The organism is Pseudophaeobacter sp. EL27, from assembly GCF_900313025.1.
Classification (GTDB): domain Bacteria; phylum Pseudomonadota; class Alphaproteobacteria; order Rhodobacterales; family Rhodobacteraceae; genus Pseudophaeobacter.
Genome location: NZ_OMPQ01000004.1, coordinates 60,370 through 84,434 on the forward strand (window position 1 = coordinate 60,370; position 24,065 = coordinate 84,434).

19 protein-coding genes, 2 pseudogenes and 1 riboswitch are annotated in these 24,065 nt (G+C 55.1%); of the genes and pseudogenes, 3 read left to right on the forward strand and 18 right to left on the reverse strand.

Annotation, left to right across the window (positions count from 1 at the left end):
• Positions 1-192 precede the first annotated feature (192 nt).
• From ED661_RS02205 to ED661_RS02220, 4 genes and pseudogenes are all read right to left on the reverse strand, one after another.
• Positions 193-933 (reverse strand): ZIP family metal transporter, encoded by a 741-nt coding sequence (locus tag ED661_RS02205; RefSeq protein WP_122072330.1) that lies wholly within the window; start codon positions 931-933, stop codon positions 193-195.
• Between the two features lie 717 nt (positions 934-1,650).
• On the reverse strand, positions 1,651-2,358 hold the full coding sequence (locus ED661_RS02210; RefSeq protein WP_122072331.1) for a hypothetical protein: 708 nt from the start codon (positions 2,356-2,358) through the stop codon (positions 1,651-1,653).
• 430 nt (positions 2,359-2,788) lie between these two features.
• Positions 2,789-4,606, reverse strand: a complete 1,818-nt coding sequence (locus ED661_RS02215) for a BCCT family transporter (RefSeq protein ID WP_122072332.1) — start codon at positions 4,604-4,606, stop codon at positions 2,789-2,791.
• 543 nt (positions 4,607-5,149) lie between these two features.
• Positions 5,150-6,276 (reverse strand): annotated as a pseudogene (locus tag ED661_RS02220) (IS3 family transposase).
• Between the two features lie 140 nt (positions 6,277-6,416).
• Here ED661_RS02220 and ED661_RS02225 point away from each other — a divergent pair.
• Both ED661_RS02225 and nrdF read left to right on the forward strand, forming a co-directional pair.
• Positions 6,417-6,776 (forward strand): annotated as a pseudogene (locus tag ED661_RS02225) (ribonucleotide-diphosphate reductase subunit alpha); the annotation flags it as partial.
• A 15-nt stretch (positions 6,777-6,791) separates the two neighbouring features.
• Positions 6,792-7,763 (forward strand): class 1b ribonucleoside-diphosphate reductase subunit beta, encoded by a 972-nt coding sequence (gene nrdF, locus ED661_RS02230; RefSeq protein WP_122072333.1) that lies wholly within the window; start codon positions 6,792-6,794, stop codon positions 7,761-7,763.
• Positions 7,764-7,798: 35 nt separating this feature from the next.
• Here nrdF and ED661_RS02235 read toward each other — a convergent pair whose 3' ends face one another.
• The 9 genes from ED661_RS02235 to ED661_RS02275 all read right to left on the reverse strand — a co-directional run bounded on the left by ED661_RS02235 (position 7,799) and on the right by ED661_RS02275 (position 17,610).
• Positions 7,799-8,878 carry a hybrid-cluster NAD(P)-dependent oxidoreductase gene (locus ED661_RS02235; RefSeq protein ID WP_122072334.1) on the reverse strand — a complete coding sequence of 360 codons (1,080 nt, stop codon included), beginning with the start codon at positions 8,876-8,878 and terminating at the stop codon, positions 7,799-7,801.
• 5 nt (positions 8,879-8,883) lie between these two features.
• Positions 8,884-10,155 carry an aromatic ring-hydroxylating dioxygenase subunit alpha gene (locus ED661_RS02240; RefSeq protein WP_122072335.1) on the reverse strand — a complete coding sequence of 424 codons (1,272 nt, stop codon included), beginning with the start codon at positions 10,153-10,155 and terminating at the stop codon, positions 8,884-8,886.
• A gap of 61 nt (positions 10,156-10,216) precedes the next feature.
• Positions 10,217-10,419, reverse strand: a riboswitch (cobalamin riboswitch).
• Between the two features lie 1,101 nt (positions 10,420-11,520).
• Entirely contained in the window at positions 11,521-11,868 is a 348-nt protein-coding gene (locus tag ED661_RS02245) for a RidA family protein (RefSeq protein WP_122072336.1), read from the reverse strand.
• Between the two features lie 15 nt (positions 11,869-11,883).
• On the reverse strand, positions 11,884-12,999 hold the full coding sequence (locus ED661_RS02250) for an FAD-binding oxidoreductase (protein ID WP_122072337.1): 1,116 nt from the start codon (positions 12,997-12,999) through the stop codon (positions 11,884-11,886).
• Positions 12,996-14,387: an FAD/NAD(P)-binding oxidoreductase gene (locus ED661_RS02255; protein WP_122072338.1), complete on the reverse strand. Its 1,392-nt coding sequence runs from the start codon at positions 14,385-14,387 to the stop codon at positions 12,996-12,998. The genes ED661_RS02250 and ED661_RS02255 overlap by 4 nt, the downstream gene beginning before the upstream one ends.
• Positions 14,384-14,701 (reverse strand): (2Fe-2S)-binding protein, encoded by a 318-nt coding sequence (locus ED661_RS02260; protein ID WP_122072339.1) that lies wholly within the window; start codon positions 14,699-14,701, stop codon positions 14,384-14,386. The genes ED661_RS02255 and ED661_RS02260 overlap by 4 nt, the downstream gene beginning before the upstream one ends.
• Before the next feature lie 107 nt (positions 14,702-14,808).
• Positions 14,809-15,801 carry a TRAP transporter substrate-binding protein DctP gene (gene dctP, locus ED661_RS02265; protein ID WP_122072340.1) on the reverse strand — a complete coding sequence of 331 codons (993 nt, stop codon included), beginning with the start codon at positions 15,799-15,801 and terminating at the stop codon, positions 14,809-14,811.
• A 41-nt stretch (positions 15,802-15,842) separates the two neighbouring features.
• Positions 15,843-17,141 carry a TRAP transporter large permease gene (locus ED661_RS02270; RefSeq protein ID WP_122072341.1) on the reverse strand — a complete coding sequence of 433 codons (1,299 nt, stop codon included), beginning with the start codon at positions 17,139-17,141 and terminating at the stop codon, positions 15,843-15,845.
• The gene (locus ED661_RS02275; protein WP_122072455.1) at positions 17,134-17,610 is read right to left on the reverse strand and encodes a TRAP transporter small permease; all 477 of its coding nucleotides are present in this window, start codon (positions 17,608-17,610) and stop codon (positions 17,134-17,136) included. The genes ED661_RS02270 and ED661_RS02275 overlap by 8 nt, the downstream gene beginning before the upstream one ends.
• Positions 17,611-17,754: 144 nt before the next feature.
• Between ED661_RS02275 and ED661_RS02280 the strand changes: the two genes are divergently transcribed.
• Complete coding sequence (locus ED661_RS02280; RefSeq protein ID WP_122072342.1) at positions 17,755-18,669, forward strand: LysR substrate-binding domain-containing protein; 915 nt, start codon at positions 17,755-17,757, stop codon at positions 18,667-18,669.
• Between the two features lie 660 nt (positions 18,670-19,329).
• Here the strand turns inward: ED661_RS02280 and ED661_RS02285 are convergent.
• Genes ED661_RS02285 through ED661_RS02305 form a run of 5 tightly spaced genes read right to left on the reverse strand, consistent with a single transcriptional unit; the run spans position 19,330 to position 24,030 of the window.
• The gene (locus ED661_RS02285) at positions 19,330-19,875 is read right to left on the reverse strand and encodes a DUF3833 domain-containing protein (RefSeq protein WP_122072343.1); all 546 of its coding nucleotides are present in this window, start codon (positions 19,873-19,875) and stop codon (positions 19,330-19,332) included.
• The gene (locus tag ED661_RS02290) at positions 19,872-21,101 is read right to left on the reverse strand and encodes an MFS transporter (protein WP_174214157.1); all 1,230 of its coding nucleotides are present in this window, start codon (positions 21,099-21,101) and stop codon (positions 19,872-19,874) included. Before ED661_RS02290 ends, ED661_RS02285 begins: the two co-directional genes overlap by 4 nt.
• Positions 21,098-21,592 carry a hypothetical protein gene (locus ED661_RS02295; protein ID WP_122072344.1) on the reverse strand — a complete coding sequence of 165 codons (495 nt, stop codon included), beginning with the start codon at positions 21,590-21,592 and terminating at the stop codon, positions 21,098-21,100. Before ED661_RS02295 ends, ED661_RS02290 begins: the two co-directional genes overlap by 4 nt.
• On the reverse strand, positions 21,585-22,742 hold the full coding sequence (locus tag ED661_RS02300; RefSeq protein WP_122072345.1) for a cyclopropane-fatty-acyl-phospholipid synthase family protein: 1,158 nt from the start codon (positions 22,740-22,742) through the stop codon (positions 21,585-21,587). Before ED661_RS02300 ends, ED661_RS02295 begins: the two co-directional genes overlap by 8 nt.
• Positions 22,681-24,030 (reverse strand): NAD(P)/FAD-dependent oxidoreductase, encoded by a 1,350-nt coding sequence (locus ED661_RS02305; RefSeq protein ID WP_122072346.1) that lies wholly within the window; start codon positions 24,028-24,030, stop codon positions 22,681-22,683. The genes ED661_RS02300 and ED661_RS02305 overlap by 62 nt, the downstream gene beginning before the upstream one ends.
• Positions 24,031-24,065: the final 35 nt, after the last annotated feature.

Genomic DNA, 24,065 nt, shown 5'->3' on the forward strand with positions numbered 1-24,065 from the left:
GATCAGTCAGAAATGTTTTAAGCGGGCGGAATGGGATGGGCGGTCTCTTCACAGAGCCGATTTTACTGGTAACCTGCACTTCAGATGCAACAAAGGTCATGGCGCTCACGCGCTTGCTTCTGTCACGGCGAATGATGGCAGTGAGCCCAAAGCCCTTGCCATTCTACAGAAGTCAAAGCACGGATTTCTTGGTCAGATTGCTCGTAAGAGAAGCTCGAACATTAACATGCCGGCTATCGACATGGTCACGGCGTTGGCGATCATTGGGCTGGTTGCGTTCTCCAGAGCCTCCGGGATCAATTCGGATAGTGTCATCCAGATCATAGCGCCAGCAGCCAGGCCCAGCCCAAAAGGTAGGAATGGGGTAAAGAAAGTCACAAACATAAAGGCGGGTACAGCCAGGATTGGTTGAGGCAAGCTCGAAAAAACGCTCCATCCGATCGCCTGCCAGATCTTGGCCCCCCTAGGGATCAATACAAGAGCGATCGCTAGGCCCTCGGGGATATTGTGTACCGCGATAGCTGCAGTAATGAACTCTCCTAAATTGCCTTCTCCTGCAAAAGCGACTCCCACGCCCACGCCCTCAGCCGCAGAATGCAAAGTCATGATCCCGACAATCATGACCATTTTGAGTGCATCGGCGCCCTGGATAGCCCCTATGTGAAAATCATCGTGGCGTGCAATGAAGCTGTGGCTGAATGCGATAAACACAAAACCACCAAGCAAACCCAAAATCGTGCGAATGGGGCTAAGCTCGACACCTTCCTTGAGCAGGCTGAAACTGGCGGCGATCATCAACCCTGCAGCGATGCCGTTGCAAATGGAGACAGCTTTGGGCGACATTCCGCGCCAAACAGCAAACGGTAAAGGGCCAAGACCGGTTGCCAAGGCCGTGACAAGCGCTGCAAGAAAAACAAGGATGACTGGGTCCATGACGAGCCTCGAATTGTACAGGAGTTCTAACGCAAAGAGGGTTGCGAGACTCGCTCATACTTAGAATTGTTCTAGAAGTACTTTAGAACGATTCTAGTTCTCTGTGAAGCTCCTTTACCCGGCTTCTGAAAACGGCTTGCCTGTAGCGAAGGCAAAGCTGATATACTCATCCCCAAAGCAAAACGACAGTAAAGTCCGCACTGCCGCCCTCCAGCCCCCAATTTTCGCTGCAACCTCATCAATGACCGCTTCTCAAGCGGCATCGCAGCGATGGAAGGCTGTGTTCCCTGGCCGAAAGGCGGGCTTTGCAAGGGTCGGTATCTGCGCATAGCTGCTGCAGGTGTTGCTGCGGCATAGGCGATCCAACGCGAGGGTGGTTCTATGACCGCTTTCGGGAAACTGACCCTCAAACCTCGCAGCTGCGGCATTGTTGGCGTGGAACTCCTTGTGGATGACTGCTTAGGGCTGGGAACAGACCTCTAGTGATCATCTGAGCGGCGACCGTTGATTGCTTAGCTTCAGAGGTCTGCAATGCGCAGATTGCGACCTTTGCAAAGTGAGGCGAGCGGCCCAGAGCTGCCTTTTGCTGGTGGATCAACTGCTGCATTGCGGCTTCACCAAACCAGCCATTCGACACACGGTGCAGCATTTTTGACGGCTAAGCGGCAGAACTGCGGACAAAGCGTCAGTTCGCTGCAATTTCGCCAACGTCCGCAGTCATTGGCCGTGCAGTTGAGCGTAAATTCCGGCGGCTAGATTGAGGTCCCAGTCATCGTTTGGCGCGTATCGCCATTCTCGTTCTTCCCACTTGCCATCGATCCATTGGGCAAAAAAGTATCGTACAAAGTCTGGTTTGTGGCGGCCTAGAGACCCAGACAACCTTTCCCTCGCTTTGTCAGGGATGGTTGCAAGTGCACTGTTCACGTCTTCCTGCGACGCGGGCTCAAATTCATCTAAGTCCCATGCCCCATGGCGCACCAACCAAGGGCCGAAGTCGTCGGCCCATTCAAACGTCTTCTTAGACGTCGCTTCCATGTATCCGCATACGGCCATAGCAACACAAACCTCGTTTAAGGCATATCTAAATGGGGTCACAGCCTCGTGGTGTTGATACAGTTCGTTGACGTAGTGAGAGTGGCAAGCCAGCCCGTCAAGAAGGTGATCAAGATCGCTACGCTTATGTGAATCTCCCAAGGTGGGTTGGCCGTCGTGCGATTCCAATACCTGCCAATATTTGTCTTCAGAAGCAAGCAAACCCACTCGTTCTAAGGCGTTGCAGCTAATCTCATAGTTGCTTTGAGCCAAGTCGTGCAAAAGGTCCGGCGCGGGTGACACATCAACGAGGTGCGACAGCATTTCTTCACGTAACCAGAGCGCAACCGCCTGAAGAAGAGTAGCTTCCTTTATGGAGAGTTTTTCGACCATCTTTTATCCCAACTTTGCGCGCTAAGCGTCAAACCGGACATTGGTTCATCACGCAGCATTGGTCAAATTGGGCCCAGAGCTGCCCTGCGGCAGAGCGGCAACGTGATCGCTAGCCTGGACGGTCGATGGCACGTTTGCCAGCGGCGGCAGGCAGCCCTAAGGGGCCCCTAACATGGCGTGCTTCGCCCTCAATGCTGCATCTGCGAGATTTGAAGGTCAGCTTCCCGAAAGCAGACTTTTAGCGGTTCAGGCTGCCCGATCGGATGCTGCGACTGCACCCACGGCAGCGAAGCGCAGAGAGCGACCTTTGCAAAGTTCGCCTTTCAACCTAGGAAAACCGCCTGTTACCGCTGCGATGCCGCGACAGAAGCGATTATTGAAGAGAGGCGCCGTACACGACGCCTCTCTCAAACCAACAGTGCTGATTATCCTAGTCAGTCGAAGATGGCAGAGCCTCCCGTTTCCCGTCACGGAAAAGCGCTTTGATCAGAGCCAGACACATTAGGCCCATCACTACGGTAAAGGGTAGCGCCCCAATGATCATGGCACTTTTCAAAGCCTCCATTGGATCGGCTCCACCATTGGTCTTGCCAGCGATAAGAAGTGCGCCGATTACAAACGTCAGCAGCACCCCCCAAACGATACGATGTTTGATGCCAGTGTCCTGCTCGCCACCGGACATGATGGTATTCATCACCAGAATGCCCGAGTCCGCAGATGTGACCAGGAAAGTCATGATTAAGACTACGCTCATGATTGTGATCCCGGATAGGAAGCCGCCAGAGATCATTTCCCCAAGAGTGACAAAAAGCTTGGATGTGTTGGATGCGCCGATAATTACACCTTCGGCCGCTCCGCTGAGTTCTAGATCAATGGCTGTGCCGCCCAGAATGGTCATCCAGGCAAAGCAAACCATCGCAGGTGCAAAGACGCAGCCAATGATGAATTCACGTACGGTGCGACCTCTGGAGATCCGGGCAAGAAACAGACCGACAAAGGGTGAAAAGGCAATCCACCAGGCCCAATAGAAGGTTGTCCAACCAGCCTGCCAGCCAAACTGACGCCCTTCATTCCCAGCTTCATACACCGCAGCCAGAGTTTCCGCTGGAAGCTCAGCTGCGGCGCCTGTCAGTCCGCCAACAAAACCATCATAGGAACCCCAGGCATTAGTGGCACCGGCTTTAAGGTCGCCAGCCAAAGGTTTTGCTGCCTCAGGCAAGGCTGCAGCAAAGGCGTCAGCTGATTGCGGACCGTAGGCGCCGAAGCTGAGTGAGGCAAAGTTCAAGATATAGTCAACAAAGGCGCTGGCATAGGTGGTCATCGCAAATAGGAACGAACCGAACACCACGAAGGTCAACAATAGGATGACTGAAAGAACCAGGTTCAGGTTTGACAGATACTTTACGCCGCGTCCGACACCCGACACAGCCGATATGATTGACAATCCCATGATTACAATAAGACCTGAAATCAGACCAACTGTTCCCGGCGCGGGCGCGTCACCGGACATATCCATCATCCATTCCATGCCCGTAATTGCGTAGACACCGTCAATGAACTGGCTGACACCAAACCCGATCGTCACAGAAACCCCAAGAATGGTCGCGACAACCCCCAAGACATCGACTACATGCCCAAGAATACCGTTCACCCATTTGCCAAACAAAGGTGTTAGTGCTGAGCGAATTGTCAGTGGCATATCCCGTGTATAAGCGTAGTAGGCCAATGACAGTCCCGTTACGACATAGATTGCCCAGGCATGAAACCCGTAGTGCAAGAAGGTGTAGCGATAGCCAGACTGCAGAGCTTCGGCGGTGTTGCCTTCAACGGCGCCAGAAACAACCAGCGGGTTTGATCCCCAAAGGCCTAGAGGTTCGGCAGTGGCAAAAACCATTAGGCCAACACCCAGGCCCGCTCCAAACATCATTGAAAACCATGAGAAGTTTGAGAACTCCGGTGCTTCTCCATTTCGGCCCATGACCCGCTTTCCTGTTTGCGGCAGGGCTGCGACGACCAGCAAAAAGAACGCAAAGAAGCCAACTACGATGATGTAGAATGTGTTGAAATCTTCAAGAATTCGCCAGTTGAGGCTGCCAAGAACGCCATTGGCATTTGCAGGCCAGATCAAAGCCCAAATCACCAGCGCGACGATGATCCCCTTACTCAGCAAAGCGATTTCGACGCTGTGCCCCTCGTAAAAACCTGATCCGGCCTTTTTAATTTCAAGATCTGTAAATGGCTGTTTCATTTATGCTAGCCCCTCCCTGAGCGCATTTGAAGCATGCGCAAAATCGTGCGGTAGGTGCACTTTAGATTCAGGTTCAATTGCGACACTATGGCGAGCAAGGCCGCCCCTGTATCGCTAACACTGGTGCTACCAAGGTAGGCGGGGGATGCACCGGTTGGTCTCTGAGCATCGCGGCTCCGCCTAGTTTGGGCCATGTCTGCATCGGTGTGGGCGTACCTTTGAATGGCTCTTTTCGGGGAAATTGACGGTTTCCTGCCTCCTTTTTATTCGGCGAACACAACCATAGATTTGAATGTCGCATTTGGGCTGACAGCAGCTACCCGAAACCGTGTCTACCCACGCGCAGGTTTAAAGTAGAGGCGCCGCACCGCTGCGAGGTAGTATTGTGCGCACCTCAAACTTGAAAAACGTAGGCAAGATAGCCAGATACCACCCTTCCTGTTCAACAGAAATAAAGTGGGCCTTGATTTCCCCTGAAGAAGCAAAATGTCTTTTAGAGCGACTTGGCGTGAGCCGCCCCACTTGAGTGGTCCACATTGAAAGTTAGTGCATGATTGGCCTTTGGTCCATCGGAACGATGACCTCTGGCGCAGGTGGGCGGTAGCCCAGAGCACTATGTGGTCGTTTGGTGTTGTAATGGTTCCTCCATCTTTCAATGATGATTTGGGCTTCACGTAGCGAGTAGAAGATTTCGCCGTTCAGCAACTCGTCGCGCACCCGCCCGTTGAAGCTCTCACAATATCCGTTCTCCCAGGGTGACCCGGGTTCGATGTGGGCAGTCCTTGCCCCAACCGCCTTGATCCAGTCTCTGACGGCCTCAGCAATGAACTCAGGGCCATTGTCCAACCTGATTTAGGCAGGCACGCCTCGCAGGATGAATAGATCCGTCAGAGCGTCGATTACTTCAGCCGAATTCAACTTCCGCTTCCCCCGGATAGCCAGGCATTCCCGGCTGTGTTCATCCAAGATGTTGAGCGTCCTAAAGGCTCTGCCGTCGTCTGTTCTGTGGTGTACGAAGTCATACGACCAGACGTGATTGCGATACTCAGGACGTAAACGGACACACGATCCATCATTGAGCCAGAGCCGTCCTTTCTTAGGTTGTTTCATGGGCACTTTAAGCCCCTCACGTCGCCAAAGCCGTTCGACGCGTTTGTCGTTCACTTGCCAGCCTGCGTCTCTCAACAGGGCAGCGACTCGACGGTAGCCATATCGACCAAACTGGCGCGTCAGCTCGATCATATCCTCAACCAAGCGTTCTTCGTCAGCGCGTCCACGTGGTAATCGGCGTTGTGTAGATCGGTGCTGGCCCAGAACGCGACAAACCCGTCGTTCAGAAACCTTGAACTGACTACGTACATGGTCGATGCAGGCCCGCCTACGCGAGGGGCTCAGAAGTTTTCCGATGCGGCTTCCTTCAGGATCAACTTATCTAATGTCAGAACAGAAACCGCCCGACGCAGACGCTCGTTCTCTTTCTGTAGCCGCTTCAGTTCCTTGAGTTGTTCCGTGCCCATTCCGCCATACTTCTTCTTCCAACGGTAGTAGGTTTGTTCAGTCACGCTGATCTGTCTGATTGCGTCAATACGGGGCATGCCTTGCCCCATCAGAACTTCAACCTGCCGCAACTTCACGACAATCTCTTCGGGCTTCGGTCTCTTCGTCGCCATCTATGGTCCTCCGCTTTCCTAATCATAGGCGCGGACCAATTTTTTGGGGGAGGCTCACAGCATAGTCAAATCAACCAGATGAGCCAAACTCTCGCTTAGTTTAGGCCGCCTTTGGACCCAAAAAATCTGACGACGGACACAATAACTCGACCTCCTCGATCCACCCGCTCGTGTCAAAGATCGAAATCCGCAAGGAAGGAAAAATCGGCCGGGTCTATTATCCAGCCGCCTTCATGGATAACGAAAACCTGGAATTCTATCGGGACGCCTATGAGATCGGCCCTGAGGCGCTGATCGACACCTATGCGGCCGCGACGGAACATGTCGATCAGGGGCTTTCCCTGACGCTGTTCTTTCCGGCCGAGGCGACCACGCGCGACATCAACCGCGCGCAGATCTACGCCTGGAAGAAAGGTATCAAAACAATCTATTACGTGCGTCTGCGCCAGGAGGCCCTGGAGGGGACCGAAGTGCAAGGCTGCGTATCCTGCAGCCTGTAAGATGGATCCTGAGACATGAAAGACATGACCCAAACCCGCATCCCACGTGCCATCAATTGGAACCGTCTGGAGGACGACAAGGATCTTGAAGTCTGGAACCGCCTGACAGTGAACTTCTGGTTGCCCGAAAAGGTGCCACTGTCGAACGATATCCAGAGCTGGGCCACGCTGACAGAGCATGAAAAACAGCTGACCATTCGCGTCTTCACTGGCCTGACCCTGCTGGACACCATCCAGAACACGGTTGGTGCGCCAGCGCTCATGCCGGATGCGGTCACCCCGCACGAAGAAGCGGTGCTCACCAATATCACCTTTATGGAGGCGGTGCATGCGCGCAGCTATTCTTCAATCTTCTCCACGCTGTGTTCTACCAAAGAGATCGATGAAGCCTTCCGTTGGTCAGAGGAAAACCCGCATCTGCAAGCCAAGGCCAAGGCGATCCTCAACACCTATGCACCGGGAAATGACCCGCTGAAGCGTAAGATTGCCTCGGTGTTCCTCGAAAGCTTCCTGTTCTATTCGGGGTTCTACCTGCCGATGTATTGGTCCAGCAGGGCAAAATTGACCAATACCGCCGATCTTATCCGCCTGATCATCCGCGATGAAGCGGTGCATGGCTATTATATCGGCTACAAGTTTCAGCGGGGCTATGAGCAACTGGAAGCGGCGCGCCAGCAGGAGCTGAAGGACTATGCTTTTGGTCTGATGTTCGAGCTCTATGATATCGAAAACCAGTACACAGAAGAGCTGTATGACGAGATCGACCTGACCGAAGACGTCAAAGCCTTCCTCCACTACAACGCCAAAAAGGCGTTACAAAATTTGGGTTTTGAAGCCCTCTTCCCGCCTGAAGTCTCCGAGATGAACCCGGCCATTCTCGCCGCCCTCAGTCCCGACAGCGAAAACCATGACTTCTTCTCTGGTTCTGGATCGTCCTATGTGATCGGAAAGGCTGTGGCGACCGAAGACGAAGATTGGGATTTCTAGAGCAAAGGGGCGCCGATCGGCGCCCCTTCGATCTTCTAGAACTCAACCTCAACCTTTCCGATTGGGTTGGAGCAACAGGCAAGAATGTAACCCGCTGCAATGTCATCCTCTGAAATGCCGCCGTTATGCACCATATGCACTTCGCCAGAGGATTTCTTGACCTTGCAGGTTCCACAAAGCCCAAAGGTGCAGCCCGATGGGATGTTAAGTCCAGCATTGCGCGCTGCTGCCAAGACAGTATCCGTTTCTGCAACTTTTGCGGTAACGCCGGAAGTGGCAAAGTGGATCTCTGCGCTGGTATCACTGTCCAGCACGACGTCATCCAGATCGGGCTGATCTGCTTCAGATTCAACCGGAGCGCCAAAGCTCTCTTGGTGATAGTTGTCCATATCAAACCCAAGACCGGCCAGGGCTTCGCGCACGGCCGTCATGAAGGGTTCAGGCCCGCAGCAATAGACCTCACGATCCAGATAGTCCGGTGCCATCAAGCCCAGCATCAACTGGTTGAATTGCCCTTGGTAACCCGTCCAGGGACGATACGGGTCGGGGTCTTCCACCACAAATTTTAGATCAAGCCCCGGGGTGCGGCTGGCCATTTGTTCCAAGCGTTGGCGGAAGATGATTTCGGAGGGACGTTTGGCACAATTGATGAAGACAACATCCAATTCCTGCCCCTCATCCCACATGCAAGTGGTCATCGACATCATAGGGGTGATGCCTGACCCTGCCGAGATAAACAGATAGCGACTGGCCTTGCTGCTGGAGTTGCTGAACACGCCCGCAGGCCCTATCGCCTTGATGCGCATGCCTGGTTGCAAGTTGTCCAGCATCCAGCGCGTGCCAATGCTGTCTGCCTGGGCCTTTGCAGTAATGGTGATCGAGCGCGGGCGAGACGGGGAAGAAGAGATCGTATAGGTGCGATGCACAACACCACCGGGCTGGTTTGGCACTGGGATTTCGAGTGTCAAAAACTGCCCCGGCTCATAGGAAAACAGCGCACCGGAAGGCGCACGAAAGCTGAAGCTTGCGGTATCTGGCGCCTCAGGCACCACCGAAACACATTCTAGTGTTTCACTGTCTTTCCAAACAGGTAGAGCGGCAACAAGATCTGTCATATCGTTCACTCCGCCGCCAGGGCTTCAGGGGCCAGGCGTTCAGACAGTGTGGCGCAATACCACTCCACAAATTGCAGAACTCCCGACTCCTGGGTTCCTGAATAGGGACCGGGCACATAGGCCGGGCTGTTGATGCCTTGTTGGTTGTCTTCGACGACCTGCCGGTCTTCATCATTTGTGGCGACCCAAACTTCGGTCAGACGCTGCAGATCATAATCTACACCTTCCACCGCATCTTTGTGGACAAGCCACTTTGTGGTTACCTCGGTTTCTGTTGGGCTGATTGGCGTGACGCGAAACACCAAAGAGTGGTCCGCAAGGAAATGGTTCCAGGTTGTGGGATAGTGGAATTTCAACAAAGACCCAGCATCGGCAAAAGGCGCACGTCCTAGCCAGCGTCGTACCGCGACTTTCCCATCCATGGTATAGCTTTCGGCGCCATCCTTCAGGGGCATCCGCGCCAGCCTGTGCTGACCGTGGTCATCCAAATGGAAGCGCGACGGCAGACCTGCGGCCTCGCACCGGTCAAAATGCGCCTGCAAATGCGCAGGTGTTTCGCCCCCCTCAATGCCGGTGACCGCCGGATCATCGGGGAAAGTCCGGCAAAGCGCCGGGTGATTGCCGCCACAATGATAGCATTCGCGATTGTTCTCCCAGACCAGTTTCCAATTGCCGCTTTCGACAATGGAGCTTTCGAAGGCGACTTTGGCATTTCCCAGGTCATGAGGTTCGAGATAGGGGCGGGCAATCTCTGCAAAGCTCTCAAAATCCGGGGCTTCGTCAGCTAGGCAGATATAGACTAACCCCGCGAGTTCGCGGGAATGCACAGTCTTCAACCCGTGTTGTTTGGGGTCGAAATCCGGTCCCATATCGCGCGCCCAAAGCAGAGAGCCGTCCAGCTCGTAGGTCCACTGGTGATAGGGACATACCAGTTTGGGTGCATTCCCTTTTGCGGCCTTGCAAATGATAGAGCCCCGATGGCGGCAGGTGTTGTGGAAGGCACGGATCTGGTTGTCTGCACCGCGCACTATGATCACGCGGTAAGCCCCTACGGTATGGGTGACGTAGTCGCCAGATTTCTGCAATTCACAGGCCGCAATCGCAAACAGCCACTCGCGATAGTGAATGGTTTCCAGATCAGCCTGAAAGACCTCAGGGTCGGTATAAAACGCCTGTTCTAATGCATGTTTTGGGTTTCGACGGGCCAATAGGCTTTGGATGTTATTCACTTCTGGCTCTCCTGCCGCGCCCCGCGGCCTTGCTTGGGCAGATGGCATGGGAGAACAGTCCGGAGGCGCGAGGATCACGTCCGAAAACCGAGCCCCCACCGCCACCCGCGGTTTGACATATCTGCAAGGCTGGTTTCCGGACTTGGAAGAGGTTTGCACCCGGTCACGGCACCTTCCCGGGATCCTCCTCCCAGTGGCGATTGCCGAACCTGATCTTCCTTACCGTTGCGGGGGCAGTGTCGGATTTTCACCGACTTCCCAATTCTCCACCCTCCCTGCAGGGAAGGCAGCACCTTGCAAGAAGACCTTATTGCGCGGGCGTCTATTTTCTAAGTTGTGAACGACTTCTTTGTGTTCAAAACCGTACTGCTACTGAAAAAGCATCCAAGGATTCGAAGGGAAAACGGAGTTGCAGGTTCTAAGGCATTCCTGTCTTTCAATGTCTCAATGTCTCAATGTCTCAATGTCTCAATGTCTCAATGTCTCAATGTCTCAATATCTTTAGTTTCCCTTGTGTCTTTTTTGAGCGTTCAGCAGTCACCCGCGATTTCGTCGACCGACGCCCAGGTGCTGGATCATGGCGCTGCGCTGCTGCATGGCGGCTTGGAGCCCATCTTGCATTCATTCTGAAACGCATCGAATGTCCGCAACGAATGAGGAGTTGAACTTGGTGAAGACCGTAGAATCCCGGCCAGCTGGCTGGTCGCCCAATTTTGGTGACTAAATCGCAGTGTTTCCTGAAGGCGTTCGAGACGAATACGGATACCCATACTTTCTTCCAGTGGATGAATTCAAAGTTGAAAATCGCACTGAATTGACTGTTGGGTATGCTGGCTGTGACGGGATCGAATTCAGGTTGAGGGTTGACCCACCCGGCGTATGGGCGTATTATCCCATAGAGGAACGCTATCAACTTCTCGGCCACGAAATTGCCGACGTAGCGACAGCCTGGTTGAATGGAACTGTTAGTGTTTAGCGGATACTTTCTTGACTTCAGCAAACGGCAGCTTCGTCCGCAGTGTTGCTCTTCGCCCGGAAAATCAAGCTGTAAGCCTAAACAATGACCGCTTCTCACGCGGCACCGCAGCGTCCGCAAGCTGTGTTCCCAGGCCGAAAGGCGAACTTAGCAAAGACCGTTATCTGCGCATAGCTGCCGTCTACCCCGAGCCGAGGTTGGCTGCCTGATCAGTGATCAACCCTAGAAGCGCCGGAAGGTCGGCTCTCAGCCCAAAGCGGTCATTGTCGAAGCCATTATTTGGTTTCGATTGCCTTAACAACAAAGACGGCTCCTACTTTTCACCACAAACGCGTGAATGGTCGCTTTCCTGTACTGAAGAGTGAGTTATTCTGGCGTAGATGGTCGGTGCGAGCTGCCCACGACAAGGCGCGGGCTGCCCGACCGTGGTGATCAGATCAGGTGTCGCAGGCAGCTGTCACAATGATCTCTACTCTGAGTTCTTTGCGTGCCAGTTTAGCTTCTCCACAGGCGCGCGCTGGGGCGGATCCCTCAGGAACCCAGGCGTCCCAAACAGCGTTCATTTCAGCGAAATCGCTCATATCAGAGAGCCAGATAATCGCCTGCAGGATCCGATCGTTCGAGGAGCTTGCCTTGCCCAAAAGTGCCTCAATGCGTGAGATGCAGTCACGGGTCTGGTCTGCAACTGTTTCACCGGCACCAACCTGTCCGCAAAGGTAGGCAACGCCATTGTGTTTGACGATCTTGCTCATTCGTTCGCCGGTTTCGATACGGGTGATTGTCATGTTTTTTCCGTTCTTTCAGAGAGTTTTGCGGTCATAGCGGTCAATGCGAAATGCACTGAGATCAAAGTCTGATTTACCCGTCAACACGAGGTCCGCCATTACTTTTCCGACAATTGGGCCCATCTGAAACCCATGCGCCGAAAAACCAAAGGCGTGAAAGGCGTTATCTGCATTAGCAGCGGGGCTGATGACTGGCAAATTGTCCGGCATATAGGCCTCAAGCCCGGCCCACATGCGGTTGATGGAGGCGCTACGCATGATTGGGAAAAACTCGATGGCAGTCTTGGCGGCACGCGCCAGTTTTGCATAGTCCAGTCGTGTCGTGTTGTTAGCCCGGTCGGCAAACCCCTTGGCTCCACCACCGATCAAAACCGTGCCGTTTTCGAACTGTTTGAAACTCAGCTGTCGACTGACCGCGCCGACCACTGGTCCGGTAAAATGTGGCAGACGTGCGGTGATCATCAGCATTGGTGCAGCATGGCTAAGCGGGACATTGTCACCAATCTGCATGGCAACCTGATCTGCCCAGGCACCTGCACAGTTGACGACAGTTGATGCTTCATAGGTTTTGTCCTGGGTCCGGGCAATCCAGACCGGACCTATCTGGCGGAGGTGGTTCAGAGCCTGACCTTCGATGAAACGCGCGCCGAACCGCCTCGCTGCGCGACGAAAAGCATTTGTCGCTTGATAGGGCAGGGCGTAGCCATCCATATCGGATACAGCTCCGCCGACGCAGGACGCATGCACATGTGGCAGGATTTCCCGCAGTTCCGCCTGATCAATCATCCGCTCATGGCTGTGCCCCAAGGCCTGCATTTTTTTGTCGCGGGCCTTCAATGTTGCTATATCGACCTCGTCCACCGCAATGTTGATCACAGATTTTTGGCGAAATCCGGTGTCTTCTTCCAGGATGTCATCAAGCAACTGCCACATCTCCATCGAGGCCTTGGAGAGGGGCATTTCGGCCAGATCCCGCCCCAGAAGGCGGACGCCGCCTGCATTCACACCGGATGCATGTCGGGCGATGTAATCCTTTTCCAGTACAATCACCGACGCACCACTTCTGGCGAGATGATAGGCGGTAGAACAGCCTTGTATGCCTCCGCCGATAATCAGCACGTCTGCGTTCATTCTGCGCCCCCCCGTGGGCGGGACTGAAAGCGGCTGAGCTCTTCGAGGCTCAGCAACCGCTGCGGGCTGCGCAGGCGGTAGTATCCGACCTGAGCTTCCGGTTCCTGGCGCCAGTCAGCCAAAAGACTGCTGACGATCGGGCCACATTGGCGTCCCTGACAAGGCCCCATGCCACAACGGGTCAGGGATTTTAGCGCGTTTGGGTCACGCGCGCCTTGTTCAAAGCCTTCCTTCAAATCCTGAAGGCGCCGCTCTTCACAGCGACAGACAATGGTGTCCGCTTGTTGGGGGAGGCAAAGGCATTTGCTGGGGCCGTAAAGCTGATCGATAAAGGCGCGAAAAGGGGCCATTTTTGCAAGGACAGCGTGATCCTCGCTGGCTTTGCGGTCCCGCTCTGCAGGTGTGAGGCGGCCCAGTCTTTTGAGGATATTCAAGGCTGTCAGACGTCCAGCGGATTGCGCCGCATCAGCGCCAATGATGCCCGCGCCATCCCCAGCCACTGATACATGCGGGACCGAGCTTTGCCCCCAGGCATCGGTTTGAACCTGCCAGCAGTGCTGAGCCGCATTCCAGATATGGCTGAGCCCCAAGGATCGAGAGATGTTGCTGTGCGGGATCACACCGTGATGAAGGAAGACGTGATTACTCATGACCCGCTGTTGCTCCCTGCAGCCGAACTCCAGGCCGGTGGCCATGTCTTGACCCAGAACACGCAGATTGCTGGCGCCTTTGAAAACGGGAATGCCGGATGAGGCGATTTCACGCATCATTCCCAATCCCTTGAACATCATCGGCCAAGAGCGCAATGCGCCGGGCACCTTTGGCAGGGATGTCAGGTAGTTGCGACGCGGGGTGGTGTCGACCAAGGCCGCGACCTTGACGCCAAGACGCAGATATTGCGCTACAATCAAGTAGAGCAGGGGGCCGGATCCCGCAAAAATGGCCCTTTCGGCAACCATTGCATCAGATTTCAGCATGACCTGGGCCGCCCCTGCAGTCATCACACCGGGCAGGGTCCAGCCGGGGATTGGCATGGGGCGTTCCATTGCGCCAGGGCAAAGCAGGATTTCGCGTGTTTGAACAGTACGGGGAATACCATCCTGGGTGTAAAGAACAGTGCCGTCCTCCCCCACATGCCAGACATCAGCTTCGCTCAAATGCTCTGCGTTGCTGGCCTCAAAACGCTCAATCAGTTTGGAGCCGGCAGTGTAGTCCGTGCCAAGAGCACCGCTATCCGACAAGGGACTATTTGCAGCAGATCGAAAGATCTGACCACCCGCGCGCGGTGCTCGGTCCAGCACGAGGACCCGGGCGCCTGCGTTGGCGAGTTCAATGGCAGCACTCATCCCGGCCGGACCCGCGCCAACGATAACACAGTCATAGGTCATTCCGGGATGCCTTGTATTGGGGCCTTGGATGTTTCGGTGATGTCTTGAGTTTGAATATGCATGCCGTCGCGCACCCGCCGCAAACAGGCTTGTTGGTTGGGGGTTCCGTCAATCTGGACGAGGCATTCAAAGCAAACGCCCATGGCGCAAAATGCACTACGGTCTTCACCTGACAGGGCCGCCTTGCGGGTTGTTAGCTGTCCGGCCAAGGCCATGGTTGCCCAAACAGTCTGCCCCTCAGGTGCTGCGACGGATTGGCTGTTTACGGTCACAGTCACCGTTTTCGCAGGTGTTGAGCGGAGCGATGAAAACATGTGGAATGTCCTTGAAAGGTCGCTGGAGGTCTGGACAGGAGACGGGTGGGACAGACAGGGCGATCAACACGTGGCCGCCCTGTCTGGTGTTGCGCAGTTGGGAGAGGTTACTGCGCGATTTTGTCGAGGATCGACTGACCCCATTCCTGGCCCACATCTTCCAGAACCTGTGGCCAGACCTGCGCACGCACATGGGCGGCAGTTTCGGCCAGCTCTTCTTCGGTAAGGGAAACGATCTTGGCGCCATGATCGGCAAGCTTCTGTTCAAATGCACCCTGGTCCGCTTCGGCGGTGGTCCAGCGGGTGGCTTCAAAATCGAGCGCGGCGGCCTCCAGCGCGGTACGGTCACTATCACTCAGCTCCGCCAGAGAACCGGAGTTGATGATCATGTACCAGACTTCAAAATGCGTGTTCACGGGAACATAGGCGCTGGTCACATCGCGGAACGAAGCATAGTAGCCCTCGGCGCCGGAACCCACGACACCGTCAACCACGCCGGTCTGTACGGCGGTGAAGGCTTCGGAAAAGGGGATGGGCGAGCTGATATAGCCAAGCGCATCTGCGGTCAGCTGGAAGCTTTTGATGCCGGGAACCCGTACCTTGATGCCTTTGGCGGCCAGCGGATCCCCTGGGGATACAGGATCAGTATGCAGCGCTACGCCACCAAAATAGACGGGATAGGCTGCCAGCATGGTGATGTCCTGCTTGGCATAGAGATCTTTCATCGCAGCGTGGATGGCGCCACCGGGGCCGTAGATCGCTTTAGCCTCGGACCAGTTGGCTGCAACATAGGGAAAGGCGCTGATCTGCATGCGGCGGTCAACTGCGGTAGCTGCGGGCTGGACCGCCATGTCAATGGCCCCAACCGAGATACGCTCTTGTACCGAGGTGTAGTCGCCCAGAGCAGAGGCCGGGAACAGGTTCAGGTCAAGGGACCCATCTGTTGCTTCGGAGACTGTCTCGGCAAAGGCGCGCAGCTCATTGTCGATGGTCGCGCCCTGCGGGCGGATATGGCTGAGTTTGAGTGTATCAGCAGTGGCCACGCCAGCCGTTGCCAGAACAGCAGCTGCAAGGCAGGTCGATTTCAGGAAAGTCATCATAGGTAGGTCTCCTCCAAGATTTGTGATGATGTGGGCGGGGTTTAGTATCCAAAGAAGCGGGGCAGTCCGAGCGACAGGTTCGGCCAGAAACTGGTCAGGAAGACGACGGGGAGATAACCCAGCAGGATCAGAGTCATGGCAGGGCGGATCACTTTGGTGACCGGCACTTTGCCGATGCGGGCGCCGAGATACAGGATCGAGGCATAGGGTGGGGTGACGCCGCCCATGGCTGTATTGACGCCCATGATGGCGGCAAACTGGACGGGGCTGACCCCAATGGCCTGCATCAGTGGCAACAACAACGGTGCGATAAGGATAATAGCGGTCACATCGTTGACGACCATCCCGACAAGGAACAGCAGGATGTTGATCAGGATCAGCAGGATCATCTTGTTGTCGGTGATTGAAAAGATTGCCTCGACCAGCGCCTGTGGCACGCTTTCCAGAACAAACATCTGGCTCAGGATCATCGAGAACAGGATCATCAACATGATCGCGCCCACCGATGTTGCGGCTTCGCGGCCTGCGCCCAGGAAGGTCCGGATGTCCAACCCGCGATAGATCAGGAAACCAACGGGAATGGCGTAGATCACAGCCACGGCGGCGGCTTCGGTGGGGGTCATGATGCCGCCATAGATGCCGCCCAGAATGATCACTGGCATCAGCAGGGCCGGGGTGGCTTTGAAACCACGGCTGCTGGCTTCGGCAACAAAGGCTGCGCCTTTGGGCGGCTCATTCAGTTTCAGTGGGAACTTGCGCGCCATGCGGATGTTCACCAACGAAAAGCTGAGCATGATCAGCAGGCCGGGGCCGAGGGTTGCCAGGAAACAAGCCAGGATCGAGGTGTCCGTCACCCAACCATAAACGATCATGGTCACTGAAGGCGGGATGAGCAGACCCAGAAGAGAAGCATTGGCAATGAGTGCCGTTGCATATTCCCGTGGATAGCCCTGTTTTTCCATCTCGGGGATCAACAAGGGGCCGATGGCCGCAACACCGGTCAGGCCCGAGCCAGAGATCGCCCCAATCAGGGCGCAGGATACTGTTGCCACGACACCCAATCCGCCCCGCAAATGGCCGATGAAGATATTCACGAAATTCAGCAAGGAGGCCGCGATGCCGGAGACACTCATGATGGTGCCTGCAAGGACAAAGAGCGGGATGGCCAGCAGCACCGGGTTGCCCAGTTGCTGGAACCCCCAAAGCACGTTGCCTTTCATCACCACATCACCGAGGTAATACATCACCATCAGGCCGGCGCCGAAACAATAGGGCAGGGGAACGCCAAGGGTCAGCAGAACAACCAGTACCAGTACCGCGAGCAGAGCGATTTCAACCATCAAAACGGTCCTTTGCAAAAATGCTGCGCAGATGGGTCAGCAGGTGTCCGGCGGTGAAAAGCATCATCAGGACCAGGCCAATGACCAAAGAGCAGTCGACCCAGAAGGTGGGCAGATAGAGCGTGGGGCTTTCGCGCCAGACACGCAGCGAATATTTGGCGAAATCCCAGGCCCAATAGGTGAGCCACATGCTGATGATCAGGCTGATGACCTCGCCAATGGCGGCCAGGATCTGATGCTGACGCTCAGTCGTGAGAAAGATCTCCAGCACATTGGCGCGGATGTGGGTGTTCTCGCGGGAGGCATTGACGGCCCCCAGCACATAAAGCCAGAGGGTCGGAAACAGCAGGCTTTCTTCCAGCCCCATTACCGGGATTTCCAAGAGATATCTGGTGATCACCTGAATAAACTGGCCCAACGCGACAACGCAGATCAGGACCGTTAGCAGGATGCTGGCAAAGCGTGTCATGAACCCCTCCGACATGGCGCAAGACTGTCCTGCGCTGGTTGGTTAAGGGTTGCGATGAGGGGGCATTAAGTCAAAACGATTAAGTTGATAGATAAATAAAGTTACTCTATGGATAGTGGAGAAACCTAGGAAAATCAATTCACCATGAACCTGAGCTTTCGCCAACTTCAGGCCTTTCGAGAGGTCATGCGCACGGGATCTGTCTCAGAAGCCGCCCGAATCTTGGGCCGGACTCAGCCTGCGGCCAGTGCCCTGATTGCCAATCTGGAGGCCGAACTGGGCCTGTCCCTGTTCCGGCGCCAACGCAGAAAAATGGTGCCAACGCCCGAAGCCCGCTATTTTGTGTCGGAAGCTGAGGCCATCCTTGACCGACTGGCGCTCTCGACCCGCACCATGCGCGAAATCGGAGAGCTGTCTCAGGGACGCCTCAAAATCGCCTGCATGCCGGCCGCGTCACAGGTAATGATGCCGCAACTGGTGGCGGAGTTCTTGAAGGACAAACAAGACGTCAAGGTGTCGCTGATGATGCGGGCCTCATCGGTCATTGAGGAGTGGATCTCGTCGCAACAATACGACATCGGGCTGTCAGAAACGCCGACAGATTCAGCGGCTCTCGATACAAAGGATTTCCAGCTGGCCTGCGTCTGTGCGGTCCCTGCGGAGGATCCACTGGCCCAACAGGATGAAATCACCGCTGCAGATTTGAATGGCCGTCCCATGGCCGCGCTACAAGAAGGGCATCCGAACCTCATTGATACCCAGAGGGCCTTTGCAGTTCAAAGATCAAGTTTTGTTCAGAGATTTGAACTGCGAAACTTTCACCCGGCTATGACTTTGGTTGAGAATGGCCTGTGCTATTGCATCTGCGATCCGATTACGGCCGCTGGCTACATGAAGGCGCGCCCGGAACCGCACCCCATCGTGTTCCGAAAGTTCAACCCAGGCGTGGTTCTGAAAGTTTCGATTTTGCAACCATCACACCGCCCTCCTTCAACTTTGGCGACAAGCTTCGCAGAAAGTCTGAGCCAAGAGCTACGTCAAATTCAGGAGCTGTTTTAAGTTCCTGACCCGCTGAGGCAGATGAAACTCCTGAACGGGCAGAAAATTGAAATATGAGCAACCACAGAGGCATTTAACCTTACTGCGAAAGGACGCTCCAACTGAAGCGACCGGAGCTGCGAGACCAAAGTCAACTTCTCGCGCCAAATGTGCTTAGCGGTCAAACCCACAAGATTGGGCTGAACCTTTGAGGATCACTGCCTTCATTCGGGTTCGCAAAGTTGACCTCATCCAAAACGACCTGAGACATCGAATTAGGTTGTTTGCCTGCTTTTGCAGTACTTTTGATCTTTGACTTTGCAAAGTCCGCTTCCTGCGCATAGCCGCCGTTGCCCATGCGCCACGATTGTCATGCGAACCTTCAAGAACCGTAGATGACTGCTGTCAGCCCTTTCTGGACATTCGTTTCCTTGTCCCGCACTCTAGGAAGGCAACTTACGAAGGACAGCTTGAAGACATTCGCGGCACTCGCATTGACCAAGAGAGAATAGGAGCATAGCTGCCCTTCACCGCTCCAGATATTCGCTTTCGCGTTTAGAGCCTGGGTAACAGCAGAAAAGTTCAAATCTCCAAATTTTAGGCCCGTACGTGTCGGCTGAAACAACTAGGTCCCTTGGCCAGACGGGTTGGTTGCTCTTAGTTCGAAATATTACGGAGCTTTCAAATGGGTCGCATTGTTGCGATAAGCTCGGCAACCTTCAGGCCGAATTTGCGCATTTCTGATTTGTTCATGATCGCTCCATCTGCGGTCAGATACATCCAATCTGTCGCCTGTAAGATATGGCCACCTGACTCTTCAGGTAGAATGATCTCATAGCTCAAGCGCACAGTTGAACCGGATACAACGCCCTGAGCTTCCCCTACCAAGTCATCTGCAGTGGCCGTAAAGTTATTGTTGGGGCCGAGTGTCAGATACCATTTTCGGTTTTGAGTTTTTCCATTTGAATAGGTGAATTCCTCGGTCAAAGTCCCTGTGTTGCGCTCCCAGGTGCCAACCATCTTGGCGGTGAAACTATTGGTCATTTTTCCGCTGGGCCCAAAGATCAGACCTTCGGACAGGATCTCCCCGGACAGATGGGTTTTGAGGTCAAACTGCGGTCCGGTTTCCGCATAGTCGCGCGGGGATTGGAACCGGAAGCTAAACAGATAAGTTTTGGCAATCATGGCAAGCAGCAAAATGGCAAGACAGGCAGCAAGAAGTTTCATGATGGAGGGCTTTCGTTGGGCAGCCTCAGCGCATAGCAGAGGGCGACAGTTTTTAGACAACAGGGAAGGATGGCATAGGCCGTGACCAACGCCGCAAGAGCTGCTGGTGTGTTATCTGCTCCGGGTGTGAAACCTTGGACCTCTAGCAGGGGGAGAGCGATTGCAGCGGCTAGGGCCAGAGCGAGCTTCCCGGCAAAGGACCATATGCCAAAGGCCGCGCCTGCGCTGAGGCCCGCTTTGACCAATGTGAGGCTGAACAGAGCTGGCAACAGCAACATATCCGCGCCAAGCGCAGCGCCTGAAGCCATGCAGATAAAGGTAAACCCTACTGCATGCCCCGGCTCCAGAAATACTGCCCCGACAAAGCTAGCAATTGCCAATGGCATTGCGATCAAGAGCGTAGGCTTTGCACCGATCCTTTGGCTCAGCAGGTTCCACAGGGGCACGCTTACCCCTGCCGACAGAAAAAACAGCACCAGGAGCGGGCCTGCCAGGTTGGGCATCGCCAGGTAGTCCTGAACAAAGAACAAGAACAGAGTGGAGGTCAGCGCCACTGGCAAGCTGTTCAGAACAGCCAGGATGATCAAGTTTGACGCACCTGATTGCCATAGGTTGGCAAGGCTCAAGGTTTGCCCCACTAACGCCTGACGCTGCCAAATCTTCCGGGTCAGTAGGGCCGTGGCTAATGCCAAGCCCCCCAGAAAGAGACCAAATGCGGCATAACCTTGCCCACTGGCGCCGAGCCCAACCAGAAGAGCCGGAGCAATTGCGGCCAAAATCACCCCGATCAACATGCCGCTTTCTCGAAATGTCGCGAGGGTCATCAAATCGCGCGGCTTCGTTGAGACACTCAGTGTTGCACTGCGCCCATAAAGCAGGATCATTCCCAGACTATAGGCCGAGAACAACAACATCAGGATCAGGGTCATTTTGACCAACACATTGGCCCCCTGCTGCAACCCAAACAGTATCGGAAATCCCAGAGCCAGACCAAGGGCGGCAGCCCAACCAAAGCTGGACTGGTATTGTGGCCAGCGATCAACCGCCCAACCAATCAGGGGGTCTTGCACCAGATCAAAGGCCCTGATCGCCAGTAAAACAACGCCGAGTGAACCGAGGCTCAAACCCAGATCAGTTGCTGCAAATTGAGGCAAGTGAATATACAATGGGATCCCGGCACTGGCCAGCATCAGGGCGTAAAGGCTGACCCTTGGATACAGCATCATTGGCCCAAGAGTGCCCGCGTGAACCGCGCAGACCGGCTGTCATTGCCCAGAAAAATCTCCATAAAATGGGTTTTGATATTGTCTTGATACAGGGTGCAGACCGCCACTCCATTGCGCCAAAAGGCGAGCCGATCTGGCCCGTCACTGACTGCCAGATAGATATCTCCGGGTGCAACAGATCGGTAGCATTTCTCCAGTTGATCCCGAATGGGCAGCGCATTTCCCATGCGGGCCATTTCGCGCAGGGTGGCCTCGACCAGATCAGATTGGCTCAACCGGCGCTGATAGGTCAGCTCAAGTCCAAAATCTTGGGACCAATCAAGCGGTCGACCAGCCTGAGTGAACAGCCGAGCCTTGTAGATCTGAAACCCCAGGAAACTAAAGGCAGCTTCACCGCGTTGCTCTACCCCTTTCGGCAAGTTGCTGGCCAGCGCAGCCCCGGTAACAAATGGAGCGAGGCAGAGACAGGTGCTGAACAACAGGTTAGGCATGTGCGAGCTCGACCTGGACGACGTTTGTATGTCCGATTGCAAAGGAGGCTGCACAGATCTCCAGATAGTATTGCCAGTTGCGGAAAAATCCTTCGTCGTAGCCCTGTTCCTTGATCTTACGTTTCTGCGCCACCAAACGCTGTGCCCAGATCCGGCAAGTCTTGCCGTAGTCCTGACCAAAGGCAAACGAGTTTTTCACCTGCAACCCAGCGGCCCGCGCCTGGGCTGCGATCATTTGATCCGACAACAACATGCCTCCGGGGAACACATATTGCCGGATGTAATCAGAGGAGGTCCGGTAGGTCTCAAAGAAGCTGTCGGGAACCGTGATGGCCTGCAACATGACACGGCCGCCTGCTGACAGATTGCGTTTCAATGTATCAAAGTAGCTGGGCCAGTATTTCTCGCCGACGGCTTCGATCATCTCAATGGAAACGATATTGTCGAAGGTTCCCTGCACATCGCGGTAGTCGCGCAGCTGAATATCGGCGCGGCCATCAAGACGGCAGTCGGCATAGCTATGTTGATTGCGCGAAATGGTGACACCCGTCACATCGCGCCCCTCGGCGCTGGCCTGTTCGGCAAAGCCACCCCAGCCGCAACCGATCTCCAGAACACTTTCACCTTGGTTGAGGCGGGACAGGACACGTTGGTTTTTGCGCGTTTGCGCCTGGGCAAGATCATCGCCCGTGTCGCCAAAAAGCCCCGAGGAATAGGTCATGCCCTCATCCAGCCAGAGCTGATAGAACTCGTTTCCGACGTCATAATGGGCGCGGATGTTCTTGCGTGATCCACGTTTGGAGTTGGCGCGCAACAGGCGGTCAACGATGCGAAACTTGACGCGGTTAAACGGGCTGGCCTGATCATAACTGGCCAGATATTCCCGATTTACCATGGCCAGCGACATCAGCCCCTCGATCGAGGGCGTATCCCACAGCCCCTGAACATAGGCCTCACCCAACCCGACCTGCCCGTGGGCCGCCATCGCAGAGACCGCAGCCCAATCGCGAATTTCCATTTCGGCTTCGGGGCCGTGATCGCCGAACTGATAGCGCGCGCCATCTGGCGTGCGCAGGGTCAGGCGCCCTTCACGCAGTTGCGCGCAGGTTGCCAGGAACTGCGTTTTCATCGCTTTGTTCGTCACTGTCATGCTGGGGTCCTTTTGCGGTCAAAGTGGCGGGGGAGTTCATCAGACGGACAATCCGCATCGCACTGGCGATGCCGTCTTCGTGAAACCCATGGCGGTTGTAGGCACCTGCGAACCAGGTGTGGTTCTGGCCCTGCATGGCGCGCAGTTCACGTTGCGCCTGCAGCGCGGCCTGGTCAAAAACGGGATGTGAGAACGCGACCTCATCGTAGATCTTGCTGTTGGGTATTGGCTGGGTTGGATTCAGCGTCACAAACAGCGGATCGCTTTCAGGGATGCTTTGCAGACGGTTCATCCAATAGGTCACTCCCACACCCCCATCCTGGCTGCGATAGGCCCAGCTTGACCAGCAGTTGCGGCGCCTGGGCATTTGCTTTTCGTCACAATGTAGAACGGCGGAGTTGGTTTGGTAGCGTATAGCCCCTAAGGCCGCTGTTTCAGCCGCAGTTGCAGACTGACCAAGAATTTTAAGCGCCTGATCCGAATGGCAGGCAAAGACCACCTCATCAAAGCATTGTTCCCCTTGCCCCTGCACCACCAGAGAAACACCACGCCTGTCTCGGGATACCTGTTCTATCGGTGCCCCGGTATGAACGGTACACCCGCGCGCCAGGAGGGCTGCCTCCAGACGGCGCACATATTCAATGCTGCCGCCTTTGACGGTCCACCACTGATGTTGACCAGCCCCAGCCAAAAGGGCGTGATTGCGGAAAAACCGAACCAGTGATTTTGCCGGGAAGGCGTCGACATCGGTTACCGGAGTGGACCAGATTGCCCCACACATGGGCAGGAGGTAGAGATCGCGAAACCACTGTCCTAGCCCCAGCTCATCCACCAGTTCACCGATGGTTTTTGTATCCTCTGTCGCTGCCGCCTCAGCCTCGCGACCAAAACGCAGGATATCGGCAACCATCTTGTAAAACTGTGGCCTGACGAGATTGCGCTTTTGCGCTGTGATCGCAGAAAGGCTGTTCAGCCCATATTCGATTTCACCACCATCAATACTGGCGCAAAAGCTCATCTCGCTTTTGATCACAGGAACGTCGAGATCCCGGAACAGCCGCGTCAAATAGGGGTATGTGGCGTAGTTGAAGACAATAAAGCCTGTATCAACCGGCTGGTCACCGTTTCTGCCTGCCAGGACAGTGCGTGCATGTCCGCCCAGACGCGGCGCGGCCTCAAATAGGGTCACATCCTGTGTGGCGGACAGATAGTAGGCTGCTGACAGTCCGGAGATGCCGCCTCCTACAATCGCAATTTTACGGCGTGGGCCTTGAGTTTGATCCAGCATGCTGTCCTCATTTTAGGCTAGGTAATGAAGGCATT